Origin of the sequence: Roseateles sp., from assembly GCF_046300915.1 — a bacterium.
Taxonomy (GTDB): Bacteria; Pseudomonadota; Gammaproteobacteria; order Burkholderiales; family Burkholderiaceae_C; genus Kinneretia.
Window position 1 is genome coordinate 1 of sequence record NZ_JBKCLH010000162.1, and the last position, 12946, is coordinate 12946.

Consider the following 12946-nt stretch of genomic DNA (forward strand, 5'->3'; position numbering starts at 1 on the left):
GGAGACAGGCGCACCGGTACGGTTTCGCTGCCCGTGCCGGCCTGGTCCACCAGGCGGAACTGCAGCGTGGCGGTGCGGCCGATGATGTCCTTGGCGCGGGCCGTGTCCTGCACGCCGGGCAGCTGCACCACGATGCGGTCCAGGCCCGATTGCTGGATCACCGGCTCGGTGGTGCCCAGCTCGTTGACGCGGTTGTGCAGGGTGGTGATGTTCTGCTTGAGCGCCGCGTCCTGCACCGCGACCAGGGCCTGCGGCTTGAGACTGCCGGTCAGCGCCGGTTCGGCGGCCGAGCCAGTGGACTCCCACTGCACATCGGGCAGCGAGTCCGTCAGCAGACGGCGGGCCGACTCCAGCGTCTGGGCGTCGCGGAATGCGACCACCACGCTATTGCCATCCCGGCTGATGCCGGCATGGCGGATGTTCTTTTCGCGCAGCTGGCTGCGCACATCACCGGTCAGGGCATCGGCCTTCTTGGTGAGGGCGGCCTTCATGTCCACCTGCATCAGGAAGTGCACGCCACCGCGCAGATCCAGACCCAGGTACATGGGGAAGGCATGCAGCTTGGCCAGCCATTGCGGCGAGCGGGAAAGCAGGTTGAGCGCGACGATGTAGCTTGCATCGGCCGCATCGGGATTGATCGCCTTGGCGATCACATCCTTGGCCTTGATCTGCGTATCGGTATCGGCAAAGCGCGCCTTGATCGAGGTGCCATCAAGCTGCACAAAGTCGGCCTCGATGCCAGCGCTCTTGAGCGCCTCTTCAATCCGGCCCACCATGGCGCTGTCAACCTTGACGGTCACCTTGGCGCTGGAGACCTGAACGGCCGGCGCCTCGCCAAAGAAATTGGGCAGCGTGTAGATGGTGCCGATCAGCAGCGCGACGATCAGCATCGCGTACTTCCACAGCGGGTAACGGTTCATGAGGACATCCTCTGAGGCCTGCGCCTGAAACAAGCCCGGCACCATGAACTCACGGCGCCGGGCTGGGCGGATGGGGCGCAGCCGCGTCCCATCCTGGTCAAAGTGCTGGAAGTGCTGGGCGGCGAATTACTTGCCGACCGTGCCCTTGGGCAGCACCTGGACCACGGCCGAACGCTGGATCTGGATCTCCACGCCCGTGCTGACTTCCAGGTGCACAAAGCTCTCGCCCAGCTTGGCCACCTTGCCCAGCAGGCCACCGGCAGTCACGACCTCATCGCCCTTGGCCAGGGCCTCGATCATGGCCTTGTGCTCCTTCTGGCGCTTCATCTGGGGCCGGATCATGACGAAGTACAGCACCACGAACATCAGCACCAGAGGCAGCAGGCTCAGCAGGCTGGATTCGGTGCTGCCCGCCGCCGGTGCGGCCTGGGCAAAAGCGTTGGAAATAAACACGTCGCTATCCTTTGCTTTGGAAAATGCCGTCTCTGCGGACGGAAGAACCTTCGATTGTATGTGGCCCGAACCAGGCATCACCCGGCAAACCATCGGTGTGGACCCACCCCCAGGCGGACACCCAGGTCGTTCAGCGGCCACCGCGGGCAAGATGGGGTTGACAAGCCGAACTTCAAAAAATATTCTGAAAATATATTAACAACCGCGGCGCAGCAGATGCGCACACGCGCACGACTGTGAGCAGCGAGACCAAACGGCGGGTGGCCGACCAAGCCTATGACCTGCTGGAAAGCATGATCGCCACCCTTCAGCTCAAGCCGGGGGCGCCGATTGTCGAGTCCGAGCTGATAGAGCGCATCGGTCTGGGGCGAACGCCGACCCGAGAGGCCCTGATGCGCCTAGTCTCCAATGGCCTGATTGTCCAGCTGCCACGCCGTGGCCTGCGGGTGGGCGATCTGATGCTGGCCGAGCATCTGGATCTGATCGAGGCCCGGCGCGTTCTGGAGCGCCTGATCGCCTGCACCTCCGCCCGCCGCGCCACCCCGGACCAGCGAGAAGCGCTGCTGCAGCAGGCCCAGGCCATGGTGCAGGCCAGCGAGCACGACGATCTGAGCGGCTATATGGAGGCCGACCAGGCGCTGGACCGGATCAATCACGCTGCCTGCCGCAGCCCCTTCGCCGTGGCTGCCATCGTGCCCATGGTGATTCAGTGCCGACGCTTCTGGTACGCCTACCGGCACCAGGGTGACACGCGCCAAGGCGCCCAATGCCATCTGGCGCTGGCGCAGGCCATCGCCGCCGGGGATGGCGAGCGCGCCGCGGCCGCCAGTGATGCGCTGATGGACTACCTCCGTAAATTTGCCCAGGCGGTGATCGAGTGAAGTCCCGGACCGAGCGCCGGGACGCCCCAAGCCGGGCCGCATCCCCCTGGGGGATCGGCAAACGTAACCATTTGACGAGGGGCTGACATGAGCACCCGCATCATCGACTCCCACACCGGGGGCGAGCCCACGCGCATCATCGTCTCGGGCGGCCCGGACTTGGGCGCTGGCTCGATGGCCCAGCGGCTGCAGCGCCTGCGCGAGCGGCACGACGGCTGGCGCCGTGCCGTGGTCAATGAGCCACGCGGTTCCGATGTCATCGTGGGCGCCCTGCTCTGCGAGCCCGAATCGCCCGAGAGCGTGGCCGGCGTGATCTTCTTCAACAACGTCGGCTATCTGGGCATGTGCGGTCACGGCAGCATCGGCCTGATCGCCACCTTGGCCCATCTGGGCCGCATCCAGCCCGGCATCCACCGCCTCGACACGCCGGTGGGCCCCATCAGCGCCGAGCTGCATGCGGATGGCAGCGTCAGCATCGCCAATGTGCCGGCCTACCGCCTGGCTCGGCGGGTGCCGGTGCGCCTGGGCTCGCGCGTGCTGCATGGCGATGTGGCCTGGGGTGGCAACTGGTTCTTTCTTTGCGAGGACCATGGCGAGGCTCTGCTGCCCGAACGCGTTGAGGCCCTCACGGCGCTGAGCTGGTCGCTGCGCCAGGCTCTGCGCGAGCAGGGCATCACGGGCGCAGAAGGCGCCGAGATCGATCACATCGAACTCATCGGTCCACCGCAGGACCTCGGCAACCAAGGGCGCAACTTCGTGCTCTGCCCCGGCAAGGCCTATGACCGCAGCCCCTGCGGCACCGGCACCAGTGCCAAACTGGCCTGCCTGGCCGCCGAAGGCAAGCTGGCCCCGGGCCAGCTCTGGCGCCAGGAAAGCGTGATCGGCAGCGTGTTCGAGGCCAGCTATCAGCCGGGCGAGCAGGGGCAGGTCTTGCCCACCCTACGGGGCCGCGCCTATGTCAACCTGGACGCCACCCTGATCTTTGACCCCGAGGACCCCTTTGCCTGGGGCCTGCCCGCCAAAGCCTGAGTTCAGGCCGCCTTGCGGGCGGCGCCCAGATAGGTCTCGATCACGCGCGGGTCGCGCGCCAGCTCGGCGGCAGGTCCTTCCAGGCCGATCTCGCCGGTCTCCAGCACATAGCCGTAGTCGGCCACCTCCAGCGCGGCGCGTGCGTTCTGCTCGATCAGCAGGATGGACACGCCGGTCTCGCGCAGGCGCGAGACGATGCGGAAGATCTCCTTGACGATGAGCGGCGCCAGGCCCAGGCTGGGCTCGTCCAGCATCAGCACCTTGGGCTGTGCCATCAAGGCGCGGCCCACGGCCAGCATCTGGCGCTCGCCGCCCGAGAGCGTACCGGCCAACTGCTCGCGCCGCTCCTTGAGGCGGGGGAAGAGCTGGTAGACCTGCTCCAGGCCCTCCTTCCAGTCGCGCTGGCCCAGCTTCATGGGCCGGAAGCCGCCCAGCACCAGGTTGTCCTCCACGCTCATGGTGGTGAAGAGTTCGCGCTTCTCGGGCACCAGGGCCAGGCCCTTCATCACGCGCTCTTCCAGGCTCAGCGCGCCGATGTCCTCGCCCGCAAACTGCACCTGACCGCGGCTGGGCAGCACGCCCATCAGGGCATTGAGCGTGGTGCTCTTGCCCGCGCCATTGGGGCCGATCACGGTGACCACGGCGCCCTCGGGCAGGCGCAGGTTCAGGCCAGACAGCACCTCGGCCCGGCCATAGCCGGCGCGCAGGTCCTTGACGTTCAGCAGATCCGCCATCTCAGTGCTCCGTTCCCAGATAGGCCGCGCGCACGGCCGGGCTGGCCTGCACCTCGGCAGGCGTCCCCTCGATCAGCTTGGTGCCGAACTCCATCACCACGATGCGGTCGGTCAGCCCCATCACGAACTCCATATCGTGCTCCACCAGCAGGATGCTCATGCCCTCGCTTTTCAGCTGGCGCAACACCTCTGCCAGGGCCTGCTTCTCCTTGTGGCGCAGGCCGGCGGCGGGCTCGTCGAGCAGCAGCAGGGCCGGGTCGGTACACAGGGCACGCGCGATCTCCATCAGGCGCTGCGGGCCCAGGGCCAGATTGCCGGCCAGCTCGAACATCTTGTCGCCCATGCCGATGCGCTGCAGCTGGCGCTCGGCTTCGGCGAAGAGTCGCTTCTCCTCCTCGCGGTCCAGGCGCAGCATGGCGCGCGCGGTGCTGCTCTGTGAGCGCAGATAGCCGCCCAGGGCCACGTTCTCCAGCACCGTCATGTCGGCAATCATCTTGACGTGCTGGAAGGTGCGCGACATGCCACGGCGCGCAATCTCGCGCGAGGCCAGGCCGCCCACCGCCTTACCGCGAAAGCTCACCGCCCCGCTGCTCAGGGGCAGAACGCCCGAGATCAGGTTGAAGGTGGTGCTCTTGCCCGCACCGTTAGGCCCGATCAGGCCGATGATCTCGCCGGCACGGATCTGGAAGCTCACGTCGTTGACGGCCACCAGACCACCGAACTGCTTGCGCACCTTGTCCACATCCAGCAGCAGCTCGCCGGGCTGGGGCTTGTCGCGTGCGGCCAGGGGCGCGGCATCGGCCCAGTTGCGCTCGCGCCGCGCCTCCGGCACCCAGCGGGCGAAGAAGCCGCTCAGATAGGGCCACAGGCCCTTGGGTGCGTACTTGAGCATCAGCACCAGGACCACGCCCAGCACGATGATCTCGAAGTTGCCATTGCTGCCCAGCAGGGCCGGCAGCAGCTCCTTGAGCTGGTCCTCGATGATCTTCACCACGCCAGCGCCGATGAAGGCGCCCCAGACCGTGCCCACGCCGCCCACCACGGCCATGAACAGGTATTCGATGCCCATCTTGAGCGCGAAGGGGCTGGGGTTCACCGTGCGCTGGAAATGCGCAAACAGCCAGCCCGAGACCGAGGCCAGCAGGGCCGCGATCACGAAGATCACCACCTTGTAGCGAAAGGTGGAGACGCCCATGGCTTCAGCCATCGTCGTCGCGCCGTTGAGCGCACGAATCGCGCGACCGGGGCGTGAGTCCAGCAGATTGCGCACGCCGAGCGCCGCCAGGATGGCGATGACCCAGATCAGGTAGTAGATGGCGCGACCGTCCTGCAGGCTGATGCCCAGGAGCTGTAGCGCCGGCAGGCCCTGGATGCCGTCGTACTTGCCGAGGAACTCCATATTCCCCATCAGGTAGTACAGGCTCAGCGCCCAGGCGATGGTGGCCAGCGGCAGGTAGTGCCCGGACATGCGCAGGGTCAGCAGGGCCAGCACCAGGGCCACGACGGCGGTGATCACAAGCCCCACCAGCAGAGCTAGCCAGGGCGAGACCGCATGGGCGGTACTCAGCACCGCGGTGGTGTAGGCGCCGAGGCCCACGAAGGCCGCCTGGCCGAAGGAGGTCAGGCCGCCGACGCCGGTCAGCAGCACCAGACCCAGCGCCACGAGGGCGAACAGACCAATGTAGTTGAGCTGGGTGATCCAGAACTCCGGCACCGGCAGCAGGGGCAGGACGAACAGCAGGGCGGCGCCCACCATAGGGAACAACTTGCGCATCTCAGCTCACTCCTCGTCTTTGTGCGGATCGCGCAAGGAACGCCACAACAGCACCGGCAGGATGAAGGTAAACACGATCACCTCCTTGAAGGCACTGGCCCAGAAGGAGCTGAAGGACTCCAGCAGCCCCACCAGCAGCGCACCGAGCGCCGCGCCGGGGTAGCTCGCCAGCCCGGCGAACACCGCCGCGACAAAGCCCTTCAGGCCGATCAGGAAGCCGCTGTCATAGTTGATCGTCGTCGTCGTGCTGATCAGCAGGCCGGACAGCGCACCGATGAAGGCCGCCATCGTGAAGGAGAGCTTGCCGGCGGCCGTGCTGGAGATGCCCATCAGGCGCGCACCCAAGCGGTTCACCGCGGTGGCGCGCAAGGCCTTGCCGTAGACGCTGTGTTCGAAGAACAGCCACAGCATCACGATCAGCGCGATCGAGGTGCCGATGATGATGACTGTCTGGCCGGACAGGCTCAGCGGCCCCAGGCTGAAGCTGGCATCCCAGAAGCTCGGGTTGCGCGAGCCCTCTGCCCCGAAGAACACCAGGCCCAGGCCGGTCAGCGCGAAATGCACGCCCACCGAGACGATCAGCAACACCAGCACCGAGGCGTCCGCCAGCGACTGATAGGCCAGGCGATAGACCAGCGGCCCCATGGGCGTGACGATGGCCAGGGTCAGCAGCGCCTGCAGGAACAAGGGCAGCTTCTGCGGTGCCGCCCACAGCGCCAGCAGGCCGATGGCCAGCGGCAGCAGCGCGGCGCGCAGAACCTTCAGAGGCTGCGGACGGCCGGCGCGCCAGCCGTCCCAGAGGTCCAGGCCGGCCACGGCCACCGCCATCGCCAGCAAGAACCAGATCGTCAACGGAGTCTGACCCAACTGCAGCCCGGCCATCGTCAGCGCGCCAAAGGCGACGTACTCCCCCTGGGGGATGAAGACGATGCGGGTGACCGCAAAAACCAGCACCAGACTCAGCGCCAGCAGGGCATAGATCGCCCCGTTGGTGATGCCGTCCAGCGCGAGGATGCTCGCTATCGTGAAGTCCATGAACGCTTGTCTCCAGGAACGGATGCGGGCTCTGCGGCCCGCTCTGGGTTTGAAACCACTCTAAACAAATGCCCCGGGAATGCCCCTAGTGCGAGGCCGCATTGACAAAGCGCAAATTTTCGTCCGACCAGTCGGTCGAAATTGCCAAAGCAAGCAGCCTCTAGACTCCGCCCATGCCCGATGCCCACGCTCCCTCGCTGCAAATCGATGGCCCACTGGCCTGCATCACCCTGCGTCGCCCCCGTCAGGCCAACCGCCTGGAGCTGGGCGATCTGCAGACACTGGAGCACCATCTGGCTCAAGTCGAAGCGGATCAAGCGGTGCGTGTCCTGCTCTTGAAGGGCGAGGGGCGCCATTTTTGTAGCGGCTTCCATATCGATGCCGTTCCCGGCGTGGACGCCGGTGCCCTGTTCGAAGCCCTGGCCCAGGCCTGGGAGAACGCTCGCCCCGTCACCATCGCGGCCATTCAGGGCGGGATTTACGGGGGTGCCACCGATCTGGCCCTGGCCTGCGACTTTCGTCTGGGCACCCGCGCCTGCGAGATGTTCGTGCCGGCGGCCCGACTCGGCCTGCACTTCTACCGCGGCGGCCTGGAGCGCTACGTCAACCGCCTGGGCCTGGCCGCGGCCAAGCAGGTGCTGCTGGCCGGCCAGACCCTAGACGCACAGGCCATGCGCGACTGTGGCTTTCTGGACCAATTGCTGGAGGATGCAGCCGGCTTGCAGCAGGCCAGCGACGCCCTGTGCGAACGGCTGCTGGCCGCAGCCCCGCTGGCCCTGCTGGGCATGAAGCGCCACCTCAATGCGATTGCCGCCGGTCGCCTGGACGCCGCCGCTCTGGCGGCCGACATCGCGCGCGCCAATGCCTCACAGGACCTGAGCGAAGGCGTGCAGGCCTGGCAGGAAAAGCGGGCGCCCAGGTTTCGGGGTTGCTGAGCCCCAGCCCCCCCAAGAGGGGGCGTCCGTAGAGATCCTGTGCCGACAAGGGGCCACATGGTGGAAAATACCGCCCTCGGGGCGTGGCGGCCGGAATCGACGAAAATAGCGGCTGTCTCGGCAGCCCGGCTCGCCGCGAGCATTCCATCTCACACTCACCAGGACCAGCGTGGCCAAGGAAAGTACCAAAACGACCATCGAAGCAGATGGCCTGCGTTACCGCTCTAAAGCTCCCGGTTCGCCCTTTGCGGCGACCTCCTCCTTCGGGGCGGCCACCATGTCGTGCTTCCTCTGCGGCAAGCACCGTCCGCGCGCGATGCTGAAGTCGCGCAAGCTGCTGGGCAAGTCTCAGCCGGTCTGCGCTCCCAGCTGCAAGGAGCTGGAAGAGCAGCTCAACCAGAAGTAAGCCACCCACCACCCTGCGCGCTCGCGCAGGGGATTCGGGGCAAGCTCAGCCCTGACGGAAGCAGCGCCCGCACACGGCGCGATAGCGGGCATTGCCCCCCACGTCCACCTGCGCGCCCTCGGTGACGCGCCGCATGGACGCGTCCAGCCGCATATTCATCGTGGCCTTGCGCCCGCACTCGCAGATGGTCTTCATCTCGTCCATCTCATCCGCCAGCGCCAGCAGCATGGCCGAGCCGGGGAAGAGCTCGCCTCGAAAGTCGGTGCGCAAACCGTAGCAAATGGCCGGCAGGCCATGCAGATGCGCCAACTCGTGCAGGGCGCGCACCTGGGTCGCGCTGAGGAACTGTGCCTCGTCCACCAGCACGCAGGCCACGCCGGGACGCAGCTGCCCGGCCTCCAGAAAGGTCGCCAGGAAGTCGGTCTGGGCGTCAAAGGTCTCGGCCACACGCTGCGGGCCCAGGCGCGAGGTCACATAGCCACTGCCATACCGGTCATCCAGGCGGGCGGTAAAGATGCGCACCTGGTGGCCACGCTCTTCGTAGTTGTAGGCCACCTGCAGCAGAGCGGTGGACTTGCCGGCATTCATTGCCGCATAGCGAAAAAACAGTTTTGCCATCGGATTCGTTCAGCGCAGGCCGCGATTGTGCGCTGTTCGCGCCACATATACGCCGGCATCGGTGCAAGCGAGGGGGCGCGCTGTCATCTGCGCAGCCTAATATGGCTCACGGAGGGATCCCAATGAGCAAAGATACCCACACGAGCGTGAGCGATGACGGCCTGCGCTATTCGAGCAAGCTGGGCGGTTCGCCCTTTCTGGGCAGCGGCCATACACGCTCCTGCTTCAAGTGCGGACGGCATCGGCCGCCCAGCAGCTTGCAATCGGTGCGCCTGCTGGGACGTACCGAACTGGTCTGCAAACCAAGCTGCGCAAAGCCCAAAGATCACACACCCTGAGCCGCTTTGAGGCTGGGGAGAGGGGGTGGCCGCCTTTGCGCCCCCTATCATCGACGCCGCCATGTCGATGCGCCCCCCGCCTTTTGATGGCCCAGCCACCCACGCCTTGCTCACGGAGCTTCAGACCGGGGCCAGCGCAGCCTATTCCGCCGAGAACTGGTCGCTATGCCTGGACTTCGCCCAGCGCCTGATGGCGGCATCGCGGGCCGCCGGGGCTCTGGAGAGTCAGGTTCTGGCCCATGTCTGGACCACGCATGTGGCCCAGCGCCGGGGCGAGCATGACCGCGCCGCCAGCCACGCCACCAGCGCCTTGGGCCTGGCTCAGCAGGTGGATGACCCCGTCTTGCTGGCCCGGGCCCGCTTGGCCGCGGCCCGCGTGTGTTGGAGCATCGGCGACAGCGACCAGGCCCTGCAGGAACTTGAGTCCGCCCTGCCCGCCTGCCGCGACAGCACAGACGCCGAGCTGCTGTTTGACACCCTCAATCTGCTGGGCATTGTTTACGGCGAGCTGAACCAGGCCGAGACCGCCCTGGAATGGCACCAACGCGCCTTGGCCCTGGCGCAGCGCCAGGGCCAGACGCGCCTGCTGGCCATCTCCCACGCCAATCTCGCGGGACGCGAACTCGACCTGGGCGAGCGCTGGCGTCAGGCGGGGCGCGAGGCAGAAGCCCGCGATGCGCTGCAGCGCTCGCTGAGCCTGAATGAAATTGCCCTGGAGATCGCGCAGCAGGCCCGCCTGCAAAGAGTGCTGATCGTGGTGCACAGCAACCGGGGCGCGGCCCTGGCCCTTCTGGGGCGGCGCGAGGAGGCCCTGGTCGCCTTCGGCCAGCAGCTGCGCCTGACCGAGGCCAGCGGCGATGAAGGCCCGCGCGTGCAGCGCGCCCAATACCTGGCACAGATGTATCGCGAGGCCGGTGAGTTGGACATGGCACGCCGTGCCGCCAGCGAGGGCCTGGAGCGCGGCGAGAAGGCTCGCAGCAAGCATCTGCTGATCGCGCTCTATGAGCTGGCCTCGGAACTGGCCGAACAGGCCGGCGACTACGCAGAGGCGCTGCGGCTGTACAAACGCTTCCACGTGCTGCGCAGCGAGCATGCCCTGGACAAGGCGCAGCTGCGCGCCCGCGTGCTGGCCGTGCGACTGCAAACCGAGCATGCCCTGGCCGAGGCTGCCGCCGAGCGCCTGCAGGCTCACGCGCTGCGCCTGGCCAATGAGGAGCTGGCACGTCGGGCCGAGGCGCTCGGCCGCGATGCGCTGCAGGATCCGCTCACCGGACTGGCCAACCGGCGCCGTCTCGATACCGAGCTGGCGCTGCGGCATCAGGCCGCCCGTGCTGCGGACCTGCCCTTGTGCATCGCCCTCATCGACCTGGACCATTTCAAGTCCGTCAACGACCGGCACTCGCATGCCGTGGGCGACCAGGCCCTGCGCCAGCTGGCGGCCCTGCTCCAGGCGCATTGCCGCAGCCAGGATCTCGCGGCCCGTTATGGAGGCGAGGAGTTCCTGATCGCGCTGGACGCCGTGACGCCCGAGGCCGCACTGCAGATCTGCGAGCGGCTGCGCCTGGCCGTGGAACGGCATGATTGGGCCACCCTGGCGCCTGGTCTTGCCATCACCACCAGCGTGGGTCTGGCCGATCTGAGCCGCCACAGCCGCCTGGAACAAGGGCTGCAGGAGGCCGATGCGCAGCTCTACCGCGCCAAGCGCGAGGGTCGCAATCGCGTCTGCTGCGCCGACGGGTTTGCCTCGCCCCCCGCGGCCTAGGCACAATCGAGGCTTTCCATCTTCTCAAGCGTGGCGGCCACGAGCCGCCCTCCTGCCTATGTCGTCCCCCACCCCCCTCGGCGCTCCCGCTCAGGTCGCCCCCCAGGATCTGAGCCCGGCCGCCGCCCTGCAGCAACTCAAGGCCCTGTTTCCGGCCTTGTTCGACGGTCCGCCCAAGCCGCTGAAGCTGCGCATCCAGGCCGACATCCAGGAGCGTGCTCCGGGTCAGTTCAGCAAGCCCCTGCTCTCGGCCGTGCTGCGCCGCTACACCGGCGGCACCGCCTATCTGGTGGCCCTGAGCAAGGCCAAGCAGCGCTTTGACCTCGACGGCCAGCCGGCGGGCGAACTCAGCGACGAACACCGCGAGGCCGCCAGCACCGAGCTGGCACGTCGCCGCGGCCTGGCCGAGGAGCGCCGCGCCCAGGAGCAGCAGGAGCGCCGCCAGCGCGCCAATCTGCTGCGCGACTTCGAGCACACCACCCTGACCCGCGCCAACTTCTGCGCGCTCAAGGGCGTGAAGGACGAGGAACTGGACGGCCTGCTGGAGATTGCCCGCAAGGAAATCGAGGAAGACCGCATCCGCCGCGCCGCGCAGCCCCAGGGCGAGCAGCGCCGCGGTCCGCATGAGCGCCGCGGCGAGGGGCGCGGTGAAGGCCGTGGTGACGGTCGCCGTGAGGGCGGCCCGCGCCCGCCGCGCCGCGAGGGTGGCGGCGGCGGGGCCGGCCGCCAGGGCAAGCCGCGCGCCCCGCGCCCGGCGCCCGAGAACAAGGGCTGATACCGCCTGTCTGAAACGGCAACGGCCGGGCTGCATGTCCGGCCGTTTTCATTTCGGCAGCCGCAGAGGCTTCAGCCTCTGGACCTAGGGGACCAGTGCCTCGCGCAGCAGCTTGACGCTGAGGATCTCGGGCAACAGTTCCGGCGCGCCGGCTCCCGGGCGATAGACGGCATAGACCGGCACGCCGCTACGCCCCAGGCGGTTGATCTCCTGGCTGATGGCGGCATCACGGCGGGTCCAGTCGGCGCGCAGCAGCAGCACCTTGCGGGCTTCCAAGTCCGCCAGCAACTGGGCATCCGCCAGGGCGCCGCGCTTGTTGAACTGGCAGGTCACGCACCAGGCCGCCGTGAAGTCCACCAGCACGGTGCGCCCCTCGGCCTGGGCCTGGGCCACCTTGTCGGCGGACCAGGGCTGCCAGCCGCTGCCAGCCTCGGCCTGCACGGCACTGGCGGGCGGCACCTCGCGCAGCGCGGGCCAGGCCCACAGCGCGGTGGCGGCCAGCACGACCAGGGCGATGGCACCCAGCACGGTGCGGCCGCGCGGCTTCAGGTCCGGTGCGCCGAACACCCAGGCCGCCAGGGCCAGGGCCAGCAGCAGGCCCAGCAGGGCCACGGCGCCGTCGATACCCACCTGCTGCCCCAGCACCCACAGCAGCCACAGCACGGTGGCGAACATGGGAAAGGCCATCAGGATCTTGAAGTGCTTCATCCACACGCCGGGGCGGGGCAGCAGGCGCGCCAGACCTGGCCACAGGCAGGCCGCCAGATAGGGCGCCGCCATGCCCAGGCCCAGGGCCGCGAAGATGGACAGGGCCCCCAGGGCCGGGAGGGTGAGCGCCGCACCCAGGGCCGCACGCATGAAGGGTGCGGTGCAGGGCGAGGCCACGACCACGGCCAAGACGCCGGTCAGACCATGGTCCAGCAGCGGGTGGGACAGGCGCAGCCCCGCCAGATTGCCCGGCAGCACGCTGCGGAACTCGAACACCCCCAGCAGATTCAGACCGATCACGCCAAAGAGCAGGGCCAGGCCCGCCACAAAGCCCGGCGATTGCAGCTGGAAGCCCCAGCCCAGCTGGGCGCCCCCGGCCCGCAGTGCCAGCAGCAGCCCGGCCAGGGCCAAAAAGCTCAGCAGCACACCCGCGGTGTAGGCCAGGCCACCGCCGAGCAGCTGACGGCGGTCCTGGGCATGCTGGGCAAAGCCCAGCACCTTGAGCGAGAGCACCGGGAACACGCAGGGCATCAGATTCAGCAGCAAGCCGCCGCCAAAAGCCAGCAGCAGGGCCAGAG

At 67.8% G+C, this 12946-nt stretch carries 12 protein-coding genes and 1 pseudogene; 6 read left to right on the forward strand and 7 right to left on the reverse strand.

The window, feature by feature from the left end; translation table 11 throughout:
* Both ACK5F2_RS12335 and yajC read right to left on the reverse strand, forming a co-directional pair.
* Positions 1-920: pseudogene (locus ACK5F2_RS12335) on the reverse strand (protein translocase subunit SecD); the annotation flags it as partial.
* A gap of 126 nt (positions 921-1046) precedes the next feature.
* Entirely contained in the window at positions 1047-1373 is a 327-nt protein-coding gene (gene yajC / locus ACK5F2_RS12340; RefSeq protein ID WP_133605017.1) for a preprotein translocase subunit YajC, read from the reverse strand.
* A gap of 236 nt (positions 1374-1609) precedes the next feature.
* Between yajC and ACK5F2_RS12345 the strand changes: the two genes are divergently transcribed.
* Both ACK5F2_RS12345 and ACK5F2_RS12350 read left to right on the forward strand, forming a co-directional pair.
* A complete protein-coding gene (locus tag ACK5F2_RS12345; RefSeq protein WP_409865021.1) occupies positions 1610-2254 on the forward strand; it encodes a GntR family transcriptional regulator in 645 nt (214 codons plus the stop codon).
* Between the two features lie 87 nt (positions 2255-2341).
* Positions 2342-3283, forward strand: coding sequence for a proline racemase family protein (locus tag ACK5F2_RS12350; RefSeq protein WP_409865024.1), 942 nt, complete (start codon positions 2342-2344; stop codon positions 3281-3283).
* Between the two features lie 2 nt (positions 3284-3285).
* On the opposite strand, the gene ACK5F2_RS12355 is transcribed toward ACK5F2_RS12350, so the two are convergent.
* Genes ACK5F2_RS12355 through ACK5F2_RS12365 form a run of 3 tightly spaced genes read right to left on the reverse strand, consistent with a single transcriptional unit; the run spans position 3286 to position 6826 of the window.
* A complete protein-coding gene (locus ACK5F2_RS12355) occupies positions 3286-4017 on the reverse strand; it encodes an ABC transporter ATP-binding protein (RefSeq protein ID WP_409865025.1) in 732 nt (243 codons plus the stop codon).
* A 1-nt stretch (position 4018) separates the two neighbouring features.
* Positions 4019-5791: an ABC transporter permease subunit gene (locus tag ACK5F2_RS12360; protein ID WP_409865027.1), complete on the reverse strand. Its 1773-nt coding sequence runs from the start codon at positions 5789-5791 to the stop codon at positions 4019-4021.
* Between the two features lie 6 nt (positions 5792-5797).
* The gene (locus ACK5F2_RS12365) at positions 5798-6826 is read right to left on the reverse strand and encodes a branched-chain amino acid ABC transporter permease (RefSeq protein WP_409865029.1); all 1029 of its coding nucleotides are present in this window, start codon (positions 6824-6826) and stop codon (positions 5798-5800) included.
* Positions 6827-6999: 173 nt separating this feature from the next.
* On the opposite strand from ACK5F2_RS12365, the gene ACK5F2_RS12370 reads away from it, so the two are divergent.
* Positions 7000-7761 carry an enoyl-CoA hydratase/isomerase family protein gene (locus ACK5F2_RS12370; protein WP_409865032.1) on the forward strand — a complete coding sequence of 254 codons (762 nt, stop codon included), beginning with the start codon at positions 7000-7002 and terminating at the stop codon, positions 7759-7761.
* Positions 7762-7930: 169 nt separating this feature from the next.
* Positions 7931-8167: a hypothetical protein gene (locus ACK5F2_RS12375; protein ID WP_133605023.1), complete on the forward strand. Its 237-nt coding sequence runs from the start codon at positions 7931-7933 to the stop codon at positions 8165-8167.
* A gap of 45 nt (positions 8168-8212) precedes the next feature.
* Here ACK5F2_RS12375 and ACK5F2_RS12380 read toward each other — a convergent pair whose 3' ends face one another.
* On the reverse strand, positions 8213-8785 hold the full coding sequence (locus ACK5F2_RS12380; protein ID WP_409865033.1) for a thymidine kinase: 573 nt from the start codon (positions 8783-8785) through the stop codon (positions 8213-8215).
* 399 nt (positions 8786-9184) lie between these two features.
* Between ACK5F2_RS12380 and ACK5F2_RS12385 the strand changes: the two genes are divergently transcribed.
* Complete coding sequence (locus ACK5F2_RS12385; protein WP_409865035.1) at positions 9185-10885, forward strand: diguanylate cyclase; 1701 nt, start codon at positions 9185-9187, stop codon at positions 10883-10885.
* 58 nt (positions 10886-10943) lie between these two features.
* On the forward strand, positions 10944-11660 hold the full coding sequence (locus ACK5F2_RS12390) for a ProQ/FINO family protein (protein WP_409865037.1): 717 nt from the start codon (positions 10944-10946) through the stop codon (positions 11658-11660).
* Positions 11661-11744: 84 nt separating this feature from the next.
* On the opposite strand, the gene ACK5F2_RS12395 is transcribed toward ACK5F2_RS12390, so the two are convergent.
* Positions 11745-12946 (reverse strand): protein-disulfide reductase DsbD family protein (locus ACK5F2_RS12395; protein WP_409865039.1); only part of this gene is annotated, 1202 nt, incomplete at its 5' end.

Coding starts and splice junctions, on each gene's coding strand:
- ACK5F2_RS12350 (WP_409865024.1), top strand. CDS start 2,342: ATGAGCACCCGCATCATCGACTCCCACACCGGGGGCGAGCCCACGCGC.
- ACK5F2_RS12355 (WP_409865025.1), bottom strand. CDS start 4,017: ATGGCGGATCTGCTGAACGTCAAGGACCTGCGCGCCGGCTATGGCCGG.
- ACK5F2_RS12360 (WP_409865027.1), bottom strand. CDS start 5,791: ATGCGCAAGTTGTTCCCTATGGTGGGCGCCGCCCTGCTGTTCGTCCTG.
- ACK5F2_RS12365 (WP_409865029.1), bottom strand. CDS start 6,826: ATGGACTTCACGATAGCGAGCATCCTCGCGCTGGACGGCATCACCAAC.
- ACK5F2_RS12370 (WP_409865032.1), top strand. CDS start 7,000: ATGCCCGATGCCCACGCTCCCTCGCTGCAAATCGATGGCCCACTGGCC.
- ACK5F2_RS12380 (WP_409865033.1), bottom strand. CDS start 8,785: ATGGCAAAACTGTTTTTTCGCTATGCGGCAATGAATGCCGGCAAGTCC.
- ACK5F2_RS12385 (WP_409865035.1), top strand. CDS start 9,185: ATGTCGATGCGCCCCCCGCCTTTTGATGGCCCAGCCACCCACGCCTTG.
- ACK5F2_RS12390 (WP_409865037.1), top strand. CDS start 10,944: ATGTCGTCCCCCACCCCCCTCGGCGCTCCCGCTCAGGTCGCCCCCCAG.